This is a genomic window from Rhodococcus sp. 852002-51564_SCH6189132-a (assembly GCF_001665495.1).
Classification (GTDB): Bacteria; Actinomycetota; Actinomycetes; order Mycobacteriales; family Mycobacteriaceae; genus Rhodococcus; species Rhodococcus pyridinivorans.
Genome location: NZ_LZMJ01000070.1, coordinates 133,893 through 147,089 on the forward strand (window position 1 = coordinate 133,893; position 13,197 = coordinate 147,089).

11 protein-coding genes and 4 pseudogenes are annotated in these 13,197 nt (G+C 67.8%); 11 read left to right on the forward strand and 4 right to left on the reverse strand.

Annotated features, from left to right (window positions below):
• Positions 1 to 53 precede the first annotated feature (53 nt).
• The 3 genes from A5767_RS17195 to A5767_RS17200 all read left to right on the forward strand — a co-directional run bounded on the left by A5767_RS17195 (position 54) and on the right by A5767_RS17200 (position 2,759).
• Entirely contained in the window at positions 54 to 1,658 is a 1,605-nt protein-coding gene (locus A5767_RS17195) for a sodium-dependent transporter (protein WP_019289992.1), read from the forward strand.
• Entirely contained in the window at positions 1,655 to 1,762 is a 108-nt protein-coding gene (locus A5767_RS22760) for a methionine/alanine import family NSS transporter small subunit (RefSeq protein WP_006551747.1), read from the forward strand. Before A5767_RS17195 ends, A5767_RS22760 begins: the two co-directional genes overlap by 4 nt.
• A 169-nt stretch (positions 1,763 to 1,931) precedes the next feature.
• Positions 1,932 to 2,759 carry a hypothetical protein gene (locus tag A5767_RS17200; protein ID WP_064852776.1) on the forward strand — a complete coding sequence of 276 codons (828 nt, stop codon included), beginning with the start codon at positions 1,932 to 1,934 and terminating at the stop codon, positions 2,757 to 2,759.
• Between the two features lie 47 nt (positions 2,760 to 2,806).
• Here the strand turns inward: A5767_RS17200 and A5767_RS17205 are convergent, their stop codons facing one another.
• A complete protein-coding gene (locus A5767_RS17205; protein WP_064852777.1) occupies positions 2,807 to 3,490 on the reverse strand; it encodes a TetR family transcriptional regulator in 684 nt (227 codons plus the stop codon).
• 163 nt (positions 3,491 to 3,653) lie between these two features.
• Here A5767_RS17205 and A5767_RS17210 point away from each other — a divergent pair.
• Positions 3,654 to 4,498: pseudogene (locus A5767_RS17210) on the forward strand (LLM class F420-dependent oxidoreductase).
• Between the two features lie 23 nt (positions 4,499 to 4,521).
• Entirely contained in the window at positions 4,522 to 5,985 is a 1,464-nt protein-coding gene (locus A5767_RS17215; protein WP_064852778.1) for an FAD-dependent oxidoreductase, read from the forward strand.
• 49 nt (positions 5,986 to 6,034) lie between these two features.
• Here A5767_RS17215 and A5767_RS17220 read toward each other — a convergent pair whose 3' ends face one another.
• From A5767_RS17220 to A5767_RS17230, 3 genes and pseudogenes are all read right to left on the reverse strand, one after another.
• A complete protein-coding gene (locus tag A5767_RS17220; protein ID WP_064852779.1) occupies positions 6,035 to 6,574 on the reverse strand; it encodes a GMC oxidoreductase in 540 nt (179 codons plus the stop codon).
• A 234-nt stretch (positions 6,575 to 6,808) separates the two neighbouring features.
• Positions 6,809 to 7,369 carry a TetR/AcrR family transcriptional regulator gene (locus A5767_RS17225; RefSeq protein ID WP_024103033.1) on the reverse strand — a complete coding sequence of 187 codons (561 nt, stop codon included), beginning with the start codon at positions 7,367 to 7,369 and terminating at the stop codon, positions 6,809 to 6,811.
• Positions 7,370 to 7,445: 76 nt separating this feature from the next.
• A pseudogene (locus A5767_RS17230) lies at positions 7,446 to 8,177 on the reverse strand (cytochrome P450); the annotation flags it as partial.
• On the opposite strand from A5767_RS17230, the gene A5767_RS17235 reads away from it, so the two are divergent.
• The 6 genes and pseudogenes from A5767_RS17235 to A5767_RS17260 all read left to right on the forward strand — a co-directional run.
• Complete coding sequence (locus A5767_RS17235) at positions 8,121 to 8,918, forward strand: oxygenase MpaB family protein (protein ID WP_064852781.1); 798 nt, start codon at positions 8,121 to 8,123, stop codon at positions 8,916 to 8,918. The pseudogene A5767_RS17230 and the gene A5767_RS17235 overlap by 57 nt on opposite strands.
• Before the next feature lie 160 nt (positions 8,919 to 9,078).
• Positions 9,079 to 10,548: pseudogene (locus tag A5767_RS17240) on the forward strand (aldehyde dehydrogenase).
• Positions 10,549 to 10,574: 26 nt separating this feature from the next.
• Positions 10,575 to 11,324 (forward strand): SDR family oxidoreductase, encoded by a 750-nt coding sequence (locus A5767_RS17245; protein ID WP_064852782.1) that lies wholly within the window; start codon positions 10,575 to 10,577, stop codon positions 11,322 to 11,324.
• Positions 11,321 to 12,220 (forward strand): NAD(P)-dependent oxidoreductase, encoded by a 900-nt coding sequence (locus A5767_RS17250; RefSeq protein WP_064852783.1) that lies wholly within the window; start codon positions 11,321 to 11,323, stop codon positions 12,218 to 12,220. The genes A5767_RS17245 and A5767_RS17250 overlap by 4 nt, the downstream gene beginning before the upstream one ends.
• Complete coding sequence (locus tag A5767_RS17255) at positions 12,217 to 12,585, forward strand: carboxymuconolactone decarboxylase family protein (protein WP_006551766.1); 369 nt, start codon at positions 12,217 to 12,219, stop codon at positions 12,583 to 12,585. Before A5767_RS17250 ends, A5767_RS17255 begins: the two co-directional genes overlap by 4 nt.
• Positions 12,582 to 13,154, forward strand: a pseudogene (locus tag A5767_RS17260) (LLM class flavin-dependent oxidoreductase); the annotation flags it as partial. The gene A5767_RS17255 and the pseudogene A5767_RS17260, both read left to right, overlap by 4 nt.
• Between the last annotated feature and the right edge of the window lie 43 nt (positions 13,155 to 13,197).

Sequence of the window (13,197 nt, forward strand, 5' to 3'; positions counted from 1 at the left end):
CGGTCGGGGCGCTAGCGTTGTCCTCCATCCGGATGAATGGAGGGACGAGGTTCGTGGCACAGCACGAGGTCACACGTAAACGGGAAGTCTGGTCGGGCCGGTCGGTGTTCATCATGGCCGCAATCGGCTCGGCGGTCGGACTCGGCAACATCTGGCGTTTCCCGTACATCGCTTACGAGAACGGTGGTGGCGCATTCCTGATCCCGTATCTGGTCGCGCTGCTGACCGCGGGTATCCCCCTTCTCCTGGTCGACTACGCGATCGGGCACAAGTTCCGCGGATCGCCGCCGCTGGCCTTCCGCAGACTGCGCCGCGGCGCCGAGTTCATCGGCTGGTGGCAGGTGCTGGTGTGCTTCGTCATCGGCGTGTACTACGCGGTGATCGTGGCCTGGGCCGCGCGGTACACCTTCTTCTCGATCACCGAGGCCTGGGGCGACGACCCCGAAGGCTTCTTCATGAGTTCGTTCCTGAACCAGGACACCGATGCGACCTTCGGCCTGAGCTTCGTGCCGGGCGTCGCGTGGACCCTGCTGCTGGTCTGGATCGCGACGCTCGCGGTACTCGCTCTCGGCGTCCAGCGCGGTATCGGCAACGCCAATCGGTTCTTCGTGCCGTTGCTGGTCCTGCTGTTCGGTGCGCTCGTCGTCCGGTCGCTGACCCTCGACGGCGCGACCGCCGGTCTCGATGCGTTCTTCACCCCGAACTGGTCGGCGCTGACCGACACCGGGGTGTGGATCGCGGCGTACGCGCAGATCTTCTTCTCGCTGTCCGTCGCCTTCGGCATCATGGTGACCTACGCGTCGTACCTGAAGCGCAAGACGAACCTCACCGGTTCGGGTCTCGTGGTCGGGTTCTCGAACTCGAGCTTCGAGGTGCTCGCCGGCATCGGCGTCTTCTCCGCTCTCGGCTTCATGGCCCAGGCGCAGGGTGTCGAGGTCGGTGAGGTGGTCGCGGGCGGTATCGGCCTCGCCTTCATCGCTTTCCCCACGATCGTCTCGGAGATGCCCGGCGGCCCGCTCTTCGGTGTGCTGTTCTTCGGTTCGCTGGTCTTCGCCGGGTTCACGTCGATGATCAGCATCATCCAGGTGACCGTCTCGGCCTTCCAGGACAAGACGGGCCTCGGCCGGGTGCCGGCGGTACTCGCCATCGGTGGTGTGTCGGCAATCGTGTCGCTGCTGCTCTTCCCCACCACCACCGGCCTGAACACTCTCGACGTGGTGGACCGCTTCGCGAACCAGTTCGGCATCGTGGGTGTCGCCTTCGTGGCGCTCGTGGTGGTCGCGTGGATCTATCGTCGTCTGCCCGAACTCCGCGACCACCTCAACTCGGTGTCGTCGTTCAAGGTCGGCACGGGCTGGATGGTGTTCACGGGCATCATCACCCCGCTCGTCCTCGGCTACATGCTGTTCAGCGAGATCCGCGACCGTGTCCGCGACGGCTACGGCGGTCTTCCCGACAGCCTGGTCACGGCCTTCGGCTGGAGCGTGCAGGCCGGCGTGATCATCCTCGCCGTCCTCCTGACGTTCATCCCCTGGCGCAGGGGAATCGACGAGGAATACGAGCTGGACGAGAACCGTCCGCCCGCATCCGCCCAGGCGCCTGCTTCGTCCGGTGCTCCCTTACCCGGACCCGACTCGTCCACAGGAGGTACCCGATGAGCACAGCGGCCGTCGCCATGATGATTCTCGCCCTCGTCACGCTGTGGGGCGGTCTCCTGCTGAGCATCCTGCATCTGCGTAAGCATCCGGACGATCCGGACTGATCATCCGCACCACCGACTCACATGGGTGTCGGTTCGGTAACACCACGGGGCGGCGCTCTGGCCGGAGCGCCGCCCTTGTGGTCTCCTGGAGCGGTCATACTCTAAACCTCTAGTTTAGGGTTAGGTAAAGCCCGTCCGGGTGTCACGACCCACAGGAGGAGAACCCCATATGAGCCGCAGACACCGCAATCGGATGCGTCGCATCTCGGCCGCCGCAGCCCTGACCGTCGCCGCAGGTCTGGCGCTTCCCACCATCGCCGGCGCCGAACCCGCACCCACGGACCCGGCAGCACCGGCGGAAGCGCCCGCCACGAGCCCGCTCGTGAGCTCGCTCGAGGCTCTCCGCGCGCTGCCCGGCGTCGATCCCACGACTCTCGCTGCCGCCGAAGCGATCGCGAACGCACGCGGAAGCGCTGTCGACGCGGCCGAAGCGACACCGCTCGGCGCCTACGAGGACGGCATGGAGTTCCTGCGTCGCCTCGGCGTCGAACCGTTCCTCTACCCCACCGGCGCACCGTTCTGCACGGCCGACGGCGACCTGCCGCTGGGCACCGTGCCCGCCGTTGCGGGTGCTCTGCCCGGGCCATGGCCGAACCGCAGCCTGTCGCCGCTGCCGGGCACCCTGAACGTCGTCTCGCCCGGTGAGACGCTCTTCGCGTTCGTCCCCGTCGGCCTCGAGGAGGACGCCGACACCTCGGGCATCCAGCTCGCGTGGTTCAACGTCAACACCTTCCAGGGTGGCTTCGTCCCGATGGGCACGCCGGAGGAGACCGCGGCGGGAGCCATTCCGGCCGGCCTTCCCGTCCAGGCCCGCGGCATCGTCGAGCAGGCCATCACGACCTTCATCATTGACACCCTGCCGCTGGGTGGCGTGCGGGTCGCGCCGGTCGAGACGGGGTCGGGCACCGTGCTCTCGGCCGTCTTCGGCAACGTGCGCAACGGCGACACGCAGTGCTTCTTCCTGCCCACGATCGGCATCGTGGACGTGCCGGCCTGATCGAACCAGAGCTCCCGAGCGGAGCCCAGAACTGCAGCGGGTGGGCGTCAGCTCGCCCGCTGCAGTCGGTTCAGCCGGTCGAACACGAGCGTGACGGCGGTGTCCATGTGCGCGAGCACATCGTCGACCGACTGCCGGCCCGCCACCCAGGCGACCAGCGCCGACATCCACACGTCGGCGATGATCCGCACGGCGTTGAGCACCTCTTCGGTGACGATGTCGATGCCTGCCGCCTGCGCGAACAGTCGGGTGAGCACCTCACCGAGACGGTCGAGTTCGGGCGCCGAGGACGCGTCGGCGAACATCGCCGCCCGGATGAGCGCGTCGTAGCGCAGCGGGTTCTCGGACAGACGCGGCATCACTCCGCGCAGGACGCCCATCAGGCGCTCGGCGGCACTGTCGCCAGGGATCTCCACGGTGGTCACGGCTTCGGCGGCGGTCCCGAATTCGAGTACGAGCGCCACGACGAGCAGGTGGTTCTTCGAGGGGAAGTAGCGGTAGACCGTGCCGAGAGCGACACCGGATCGGTCTGCGACCGCCCGCATCTGCACGGCGTCGTATCCACCCTCGGAGGCGAGCTCCTCGGCGGAGGCGATGATCCGCATGTACCGCGCCCGCTGTGCCGGTCGCAGGCCCGCACCGGGCGACCGGGTGGACCCGAGGGCCGGCCGCGAGGTCTGCGTCGACGCCGACTCCTCGCCCGCGGTCTCCGTCGTCGACTGCTCCGTCATCACGCCACCTTCCGTTCATGCCCGTTTCGAGGATAGTTCAGCGTGGGACGACTGCCTTTTCGTACGGCCGACCGGCCGCAACCGGACAGGTGTCCGGAAATCTCTTCCCTCCGGATGTAGAACGCGTTACATTTTCTCCGTCACCGTCTGGAGAGGGGCTGTTGTGCGCCACGGAATCACCCTGTTCACGAGCGACCGGGGAATCCGGCCGAAGTCGCTGCCTCGACCGCGGAGAGTCGCGGTTTCGACAGTTTCTACGTGCCCGAACACACCCACATCCCGATCCGCCGCGAATCCGCGCATCCGGGAACGGGCAACGAGACCCTTCCCGACGACCGTTACATGCGCACCCTCGATCCGTGGGTGGCGCTGGGGCTCGCAGCCGCGGTGACGTCGACGATCAAACTGGGCACCTCCGTCGCACTGCCCCTCGAGCACGACCCCATCACGCTCGCCAAGACCATCGCGAGCCTCGATCACCTCTCCGGCGGCCAGGTGAACTTCGGTGTCGGATTCGGTTGGAACGCAGAAGAACTCGCCGACCACGGCGTACCGCCGAAGAAGAAGCGCACCGCCATGCGCCAGTATCTCGAAGCGATGCAGGCGCTGTGGACCGAGGAAGAGGCCTCCTACGAGGGAGACTTCGTCGCATTCGGGCCGAGCTGGGCGTGGCCGAAACCCGTGCAGCAACCACGGCCCCCGATCTTCCTCGGCGCCGGTTCCACCGACCGCAACTTCGACTGGATCGTCCGCCACGCCGACGGCTGGATCACCACCCCCACGGAGAACAACGTCGTCGACAACGTCGCCCGTCTCCACAAGGCCTGGGCCGACGCCGGTCGTGCCGGAACTCCCGAGATCCTCGCTCTGGCAGGCCGTCACGACGCCGAACAACTGAAGATCTGGGAGGACGCCGGGGTCACCGAGGTGATCTTCGGTCTGCCCGACCGCGCCCAGGACGACGTCGTCGCATACATCGGCCGACTCGCCTCGAAACTCGACCACTGATCACCGACCCCGAACGGACCCCGATGAGCACCGATCTCCACCCCCTTCCCGCCGGCAGCGTCTCCACCTGGGACCACGAAGCCGACGTCGTCGTCGCCGGTTACGGCATCGCCGGTGTCTCGGCGTCCATCGAGGCCGCCCGCGCGGGTGCCGACGTGCTCGTGCTCGAGCGGACCAGCGGTTGGGGCGGTGCGGCCTCACTGTCGGGCGGCATCGTCTACCTCGGCGGCGGCACCCCGCTGCAGAAGGCCCTCGGATTCGACGACACGCCCGAGAACATGAAGGCGTTCATGCTCGCCGCGCTCGGGCCGGGCGCCGACGAAGCGAAGATCATCGAGTACTGCGAGGGCAGCGTCGAACACTACGAGTGGCTCGTGGACAACGGCGTGGTGTTCAAGGAGAGCTTCTGGGGCGAACCCGGGTGGGAGATCCCCGGTGACGACGGCCTGATGTACTCCGGCGGCGAGAACTCCGCGCCCTTCAACGAGATCGCGACGCCCGCCCCGCGCGGCCACGTCCCGCAGATGACCGACAAGCGGACCGGCGAGAAGGGTGGCGGGTACATGCTCATGCAGCCGCTCTCCCAGGTCGCCGAAAGCCTCGGTGTGCGTGCCGAATACGACGTGCGGGTGCAGCGGTTGATCGTCGACGGCGACGGACGCGTCGTGGGCCTGACGGCCAAGCAGTACGGCAAGGACGTCCACATCCGGGCCCGCCGCGGCGTCGTCCTCGCGACCGGCAGTTTCGCGTACAACCAGGAGATGGTCGAGTCGTACGCGCCGCAACTCAGCGGTCGCCCGGGTGCGGCGATCGAGGAGCACGACGGCCGTGCGATCCGCATGGCGCAGGCGCTCGGCGCCGATCTCGCGCACATGGACGCCACCGAGGTCGCCTTCTTCGGCGACCCGCAGTTGATGGCCCGCGGCATCCTCGTCAACGGCCGCGGTCAGCGGTACGTCCCCGAGGACACCTATCCGGGCCGTATCGGTCAGCTCACGCTGCTGAAGAACGACAACCAGGCCTATCTGATCATCGACGAACAGGCGTACGAGGAGGGTTGTGCGGCAACGAGTTCGACGCCCTTCTTCCGGTTCCGTCCGAAGTGGGTCGCGGAGACCGTCGCCGAACTCGAATCCGACATGGAACTGCCTGCCGGGACGTTGCAGGCGACCGTCGAGGTCTACAACAGGCACGCGGAGAACGGCAGCGATCCGGTGCTGGGCAAGAAGAGCGAGTGGGTCAAGCCCATCGGCAGCCCGATCGCCGCGCTCGATCTCCGAAACTGCACAGCAGGTTTCACGCTCGGCGGTCTGCGCACCTCGGTGAACTCGGAAGTGCGGCACGTGTCCGGCGATCCGATCCCAGGCCTGTTCGCCGCCGGTCGCTGCACGTCGGGCGTGTGCGCGTGGGGTTATGCGAGCGGCACGTCGCTGGGGGACGGAAGCTTCTTCGGTCGCCGCGCCGGTCTGTCGGCCGCGAAGGGCTGAGACCGAACGGGTGGTTCCCGCGGCCGAGCCACCGGAACCACCCGTCAGGTCAGAACACGCGATCCAGGTCGCGTGAGACGATCCGATCGGCGCCGTACCCGGCGAGTGCCGCGATCGTCATCGACGGATTGCACGCCCCGGTCGATCCCGGGATCTTCGCGCCGTCCACCACATACAGGCCGGGCTGGCCGTGCACGCGACCGGCGTCGTAGTGCCGGACTCCTCGGCTGTCGACGATCCCCAGACCGATCATCGTGGTCGTTCCCACATCGACAGGGAACGGCACCGGGCCGGTGACGATCATCAACGGTCCGGCGGGATCGGTGTAGTCGGGCATACCCACACAGGCGGAACCGCCCTGATGGTCGCGGGGGCTGACGAGCGGACTCGTCATGGCGAACACTCGGTCGCCGTTGTTGCCCCATCCCGTTCCGACGCCGTCGGGAAGATCGGGGACGAACCCCTTCGCCTTCGCCTTCACGAGGAGGCGTGTCGTGCCGGCCGATCCGGCACCGAGGAACCGCGACTGTGCAAGGAGCCACTTGCGTTCGAGAACCTCTCCGTCCGTGTGGATCCGGTCGACGTACACGATCCAGGTGCCGTCCGGAGCGCGCTCACCGTCGGCGTGGCGGGACAGTGCCCAGAATCCGAGGTCGGGGTTGTGGTTGGCCGGGTCCTCCTCACGGAGCCGGCGGTAGGTGGGATACGGATCTTCGTGGAAGGCGTAGCCCTACGGGTTGAAGATCACGGCGCCGAGCGTCGGTGGATCGGGCGAAGCGGGCCCTGAGTACGACGCGGAGCCCGGGGATGCCTGGATCGTGGATCACTCCAATAGAAGTCGGGCGGATGTCTCCAGCCTGTCGGCGAGTTTCTCGTAGGTGCCGTAGCCCATGCCGGCCCGGACGAGCGCGCCGGCGTAGAGCAGTTCGAGTGCTTCGAGTTCGTCGGGATCGGAGTCGGCGCCGAGGGCTGCCGAGACCCGGTGACGGATGTCGAGTCCGATGCGCGCACGCAGGTGTTCGACGTCGGGGTCGTGACCGAGCAATGCACTGGTGACCGCGGCCGCGAGTTCGGGTTCGTCGGCCAGCAACAGCGCGATTCCCCGCAGCACCGCGACCACCCGATCGGCACGGCTCGCGCTCTCGGCGTCGGCCGTGGGAGCGTTGGCCAAGCGACGCCAGAACACCTCGGCGACGAGGTGTTCCTTGGACGAGAAGTAGGTGTAGGCGGTGGCCGGGGCGACACCGGCGCGGGCGGCGACCATACGCACCGTCAACCCCGTGAATCCCTCCTCGCGGAGCACCTCGACCGCGGCCTGCGTGAGCCTCGCCACCGTATCGGCCTGTTTCTCGGTCAAGCGACGACGGGTCGATTCGAGATTCACGTTTCTGGACACGTGTCTGGACATTACTACGATTGGAGGGGGTCGGCAACGCCCGCAGCGCGTTCATTCGGCGAATTCAGCGCTCTCGTCGGTGGATACGGACGGGCATGGACTTGATGCCGTTGATGAAGTTCGATCGCAACCGCCGCGGTTCGCCGGCCGGTTCGACCCGGTCGATACGGGCAATGAGGGTCTCGAACATGATCCGCAGTTCGAACCGCGCCAGATGTCCCCCGAGACAGAAGTGCACGCCCGTCCCGCCGAAGGCGACGTGCGGATCGTGCTCGCGCCCGAGATCGCGTTGCGCGTCGTCTCGTTGCCCGCGATGACGAGCAGGACGAAGAACATGTCGAACTCCATCTCGGAGAGCGTGTCGCCGTTCTCGTCTGGACACACCAGCTTCGAGACGATGTCGTCGCGCGGCGATCTCGTTGGCGTACAGGAAGATCTCGGCGGCGGCGAGTTCGTCGTCCTCCTGAGTGGTGCCGTATTCGGGGTCGTCCCAGCCGATCATGCGGTTCGACCAGTCGTAGAGCTTGCCGACGTCCTCGGCCGGTGCGCCCAGCAGCGCTGCGATCACCTCCAGCGGCAGGGGTGCCGAGATCGCCGGGACGAAGTCGATCACCGTGCCGTCGCGTGCGGCCTCGATCGCGGCGTCGACGGTGCGTTCGCACGTCCGCCGGATGCGCTCCTCGAGCGTCTTCACCATGCGCGGGGTGAAGCCACGGCTCACGCGTTGCCCGAGGCGGGTGTGCTCCGGCGGGTCGAGGTCGAGCAGCATGGACGCCTGTTTCAGGCGTGTCTCCTCGGCGTCGGCCAGGGGGTCGTCGACAGCACGGTCGACACCGGCCGTGCCGATCTCCATCCAGTCAAGCGGGCCCTCACGACCGGCACCTATCTGGCGGTCGCGGTGTTCGGCACCGAGGCCGACCGCGATTTCGTCCGCAAGTCGGTGCGGAAGATCCACGCGCGGATCACGTCGTCACCCGGCGCGGAGGTCCGCTACAGCGCCAACTCCCCCGCCCTGCAGTTGTGGGTCGCCGTCTGCCTGCTCGAGTACTTCATCGACCAGCACGAGTTCCTGTACGGCCCACTCACCGAGGAGCAGTACGTCCGGATCCTCCGCGACGGCGCGACCCTCGCGACGACACTGAACGTCCGGCCGGAGTCGTGGCCCACGACCCGCGAGGAGTACGAGGAACTGTGGAAGGCCGGCGTCGCCGACATCTCCATGAACGAGCAGGTGCGCGAGTACCTCACCGAACTCTGCAATCTCGCGTTCCTCGAGGTGCGTCTCGGACGACTGGGCCGCGGGATCCACCGGGTGCTCGGCAGGTCGTTCGAACTGATCACGCGCGGTGCGCTGCCGCCGGAGTTCCGCGACCTCATGCACTACCCGTGGACCGCCGACGACCAGCGGCGTTTCGACCGCTATCTCGTGGCGGTCCGGCGCCTGCACCGCGTCACGCCGTGGATATGGCCGTTGCTGTGGAAGTCCTATCTGCTCGATCTGCGCACGCGGCGACACCTCGGACTGCGCGTGTTCTGACCGGAGACCACCGGACCCTCGTCGAGACCGGTGTTGTGTGCGAGATTCGTCGAATTCCTCGCACACGAAACCGGTTTCGTCCGTTTCGGACGAACCGTTGCATTCGATCGCGTCGCCGAACTATAGTCCAGACACCTGTCCAGAACCGAGGGAACGTCTGATGACACTTCGCCCTACCGACAGCTCCACCCTTCTGATCGACGGCAAGCTCGTACCCGGCAGCGGAGGCACCTTCGCGATCACCGATCCGAGCACCGAAGAACTGCTCGGCCACGCGGCCGAGGGCACCGCCACCGACATGGACGCCGCGATCGCGGCCGCGCGTCGCGCCTTCGACGACACCGACTGGTCACGCGACCACGCCTTCCGGGCCCGCTGCCTCCGTCAGTTGCGCGACGCTCTGCGCGAGCACATCGAGGAACTGCGGGAGATCACCATCGCCGAGGTCGGCGCTCCCCGATTCCTCACGAGCGCCGCGCATCTCGAAGGCCCCATCGACGATCTGCTCTACTTCGCCGACCTCGCCGAAAGTTACGCGTGGACGCAGGATCTCGGCAACGCCTCCCCCATGGGTATCCCCACCCACCGCTATCTGCTCAAGGAAGCGGTCGGGGTCGTCGGCGCGATCACGCCGTGAAACTCCCCGCACCAGATCAACTTCGCCAAGCTCGGGCCCGCTCTCGCCGCCGGGAACACCGTGGTGCTCAAGCCCGCCCCGGACACCCCGTGGTGTGCGGCCCTGGTCGGGCGGATCGCGGCCGAGGAGACCGACATCCCGCCGGGAGTGCTGAACATCGTCACCTCGAGCGACCACAGGCTCGGCGCACAGCTGAGCGAGGATCCGCGCGTCGACCTGATCTCGTTCACCGGTTCCACCGCGACCTGCCGGGCCGTGATGCGCGCGGCCTCAGAGAACCTCAAGAAGGTCTTCCTCGAACTCGGCGGCAAGTCGGCGTTCATCGTCCTCGACGACGCCGACCTGCGCGGCGCCTGCTCGATGGCGGCCTTCACCGTGTGCACGCATGCCGGCCAGGGCTGCGCGATCACCACGCGTCTGCTCGTTCCCCGCGAACGGTACGACGAAGCGGTGGCCCTGACCGCGAAGTCCATGAGCGGCATCCGGCCCGGCGACCCGCGCGATCCCGGCACGGTGTGCGGGCCGCTCATCTCCGAGAAGCAGCGACAGCGGGTGGAGGGCTTCATCCGCCTCGCCGTCGAGGAAGGCGGCACGATCGTCACCGGCGGCGGACGTCCCGCCGAACACGAGCGGGGATTCTTCGTCGAACCCACCCTCATCGCCGGCCTCGACAACTCCGCGCGTACAGCGCGGGAGGAGATCTTCGGCCCGGTGCTCGTGATCATCCCTCACGACGGCGACGACGACGCGATCCGCATCGCCAACGACTCCCCCTACGGCCTCTCGGGTTCGGTGTACGGCACCGATCCGGACCGCATCGCGCGGATCGTCGCAGGTGTACGGACCGGCACGCTCGGCGTCAACGGCGGCATCTGGTACGCCGCCGACGCCCCGTTCGGGGGCTACAAGCAGTCCGGGATCGGCCGCGAGATGGGTGTGGCCGGTTTCGAGGAATACCTGGAGACCAAGCTCGTCGCCGAACCCGCGAGCTGACCCGAACTTCCGAAAGGACTTTTCCGATGGCACGTTTCACCGGTCGCACCGCGATCGTCACCGGCGCCGCCCAGGGGATCGGCGAGGCGTACGCGCGTGCGCTCGCCGCCGAGGGCGCGAACGTGGTGGTCGCCGATATCGATGCCGAACTCGGCGAGCAGGTTGCCAAACAGATCGTCGCCGACGGCGGCATCGCGAGCTTCACGTCGGTCGATGTCTCCGACCCCGCCTCCGCCGAGGCACTCGCCGTGTCGACCGTCGAGACCTACGGCGGCATCGACCACGTGGTCAACAATGCCGCCATCTACGGCGGCATGAAACTCGATCTGCTGCTGACGGTTCCGTGGGACTACTACAAGAAGTTCATGAGCGTGAACCTCGACGGCGCCCTCAACGTCACCCGCGCAGTGTGGCCGCACATGACCAAGAACGGCGGGTCGATCGTCAACCAGTCGTCGACGGCGGCCTGGCTGTACTCGGGTTTCTACGGGCTCGCGAAGGTCGGGATCAACGGTCTCACACAGCAACTCGCCGTCGAGCTCGGCGGGTCGAACATCCGCATCAACGCGATCGCCCCCGGCCCCATCGACACCGAGGCGACCCGCACCACCACCCCCGCGAACATGGTCGCCGACATGGTGAAGCAGTTGCCGCTCAAGCGCATGGGCACTCCCGACGATCTCGTCGGCATGTGCCTGTTCCTGCTCTCCGACGAGGCCGCCTGGGTCACAGGGCAGATCTTCAAGGTCGACGGCGGGCAGGTGATCCGCTCGTGACCGGCTCCACGATCGGCCGGGTCGGTTACATCGGGCTGGGCAACATGGGGGCACCGATGGCCGAGCGGCTGTTCACCCGACCCGGAGGCCTCACCGTGCTCGACGTGGTGCCCGAGGCGATGAGCCCGTTCACCGACAAGGGTGCCGCCGCGGCGTCGAACCCGGCGGAGCTGGCCGCCGACTGCGACCTCGTGTGCGTGACCGTCCTCGACGACGCCCAGGTCCGCGACGTCGTCACCGGTCCGGACGGACTTCTCGCGACGGCCCGGCCCGGCACGGTCGTCGCGGTGCACTCGACGATCTCCGACACCACCGCCGTCGAACTCGCCGCGAAGTGCGCCGAGAAGGGAGTCGACTTCGTCGATGCACCGGTCAGCGGCGGCGCCGGCGGTGCGAAGAACGGCACTCTCGCAGTGATGGTCGGCGCGACCGACGACGGCTTCGCCAAGATCGAAGAACCGTTCGGCACCTTCGCGTCGCTGGTCGTGCACGTCGGTCCCGTCGGCGCGGGAACCCGGATGAAGCTCGCCCGCAACCTGCTCCACTTCATCGCGTTCACCGCGGCGACGGAGGCACAGCGACTCGCCGAGGCCGCGGGCATCGACCTCACCGAGCTCGGCAGGGTCGTCCGGCACACCGACGCGATCACCGGCGGCGCCGGTTCGATCATGTGGCGCGACACCACATCTCCCCTCGCAGAGGACGACTCCTGGTTCCCGATCTTCTCGCGCGTGCGCGCCCTGGGTGAGAAGGATCTCGCGCTCGCACTCGATCTCGGCGATCGCCTCGGAATCGCCCTGCCGCTCGGAACCCGGGCGCTGTCCGACCTCGGCCCCGGCCTCGGAGTCGGCACGGGCGAGATCGCACGGACCCGTTCCCGGAAGGAGCACGCATGACCGACGAGACCCGCCGCCGCGGCCTGGAGATGATGTCCAAGGTCTACGGCTGGGAAATGCAGGACGGTCCCGGTGAGCACTTCGCCGTCACCGCCGACCACCTGTTCGCGAACATCTGGACCCGGCCCGGGCTGACCATTCGTGATCGGCGACTGCTGCTGCTCGGGGCACTCACCGCACAGGGGGCCCCCGACATCGCCGAAATCCAGATCGAAGCGGCGCTGAAGAACGAGGAGCTCGACGAGCAGCAGCTCCGCGAGATCGCCCTGTTCCTGTGCCACTACGTGGGCTGGCCGCTGGGCTCGAAGCTCGACAACGCAGTGGGCAGCGTGCTGCAGCGACGGAAGGCGGCGGCCCGCTCGTGAGCATCCGCGGCGGATCCGTACCGGAGCCGGACTGTCCGGAACTCGGATTCTACGGCCTCGCCGGGCACGCCGACGACCCGAGGGCGCTGCTCGACGAGATCGTCGTCGCCGAACGCATCGGTCTCGGCTCGGCCTTCCTGTCGGAACGGTTCGACACCAAGGACGCAGCAGCGCTGGCCGGTGCGGCCGCCGCGACGAGCCGCACGCTCGGGATCGGCACCGCGGCGACCAATCCGCACACCCGCCATCCCCTCATCACAGCGACGATGGCGACCACACTGCACCGGTTGAGCCGCGGCCGCTACGCCCTCGGGCTCGGCCGCGGCTTCGACGTGCTGTTCGCTCTCATGGGTCTGCCTCGCGTGACGTCGGCGCGGCTCGAGGACACCGTCGATCTGCTCCGGACGCTGTGGCGCGGTGACGCGGTCGTCGACCGGCACGGCCCAGCCGGCGACTTCCCGTATCTGCGACGCACCGCCGAGGACGTCGACCGCATCCCGATCCTCATGGTCGCGCTCGGCGAGCGCACGCTCGACCTGGCGGGACGCGTGGCCGACGCCGTCGTCCTGCACACAGTCTTCACCGGACCAGCGACCCAACCAAGGCCGCTGC

What these genes read in the sequence shown, in the direction of transcription:
- A5767_RS22760 (WP_006551747.1), top strand. Translation starts at nt 1,655, where the DNA reads ATGAGCACAGCGGCCGTCGCCATGATGATTCTCGCCCTCGTCACGCTG.
- A5767_RS17200 (WP_064852776.1), top strand. Translation starts at nt 1,932, where the DNA reads ATGAGCCGCAGACACCGCAATCGGATGCGTCGCATCTCGGCCGCCGCA.
- A5767_RS17205 (WP_064852777.1), bottom strand. Translation starts at nt 3,490, where the DNA reads ATGACGGAGCAGTCGACGACGGAGACCGCGGGCGAGGAGTCGGCGTCG.
- A5767_RS17215 (WP_064852778.1), top strand. Translation starts at nt 4,522, where the DNA reads ATGAGCACCGATCTCCACCCCCTTCCCGCCGGCAGCGTCTCCACCTGG.
- A5767_RS17245 (WP_064852782.1), top strand. Translation starts at nt 10,575, where the DNA reads ATGGCACGTTTCACCGGTCGCACCGCGATCGTCACCGGCGCCGCCCAG.
- A5767_RS17255 (WP_006551766.1), top strand. Translation starts at nt 12,217, where the DNA reads ATGACCGACGAGACCCGCCGCCGCGGCCTGGAGATGATGTCCAAGGTC.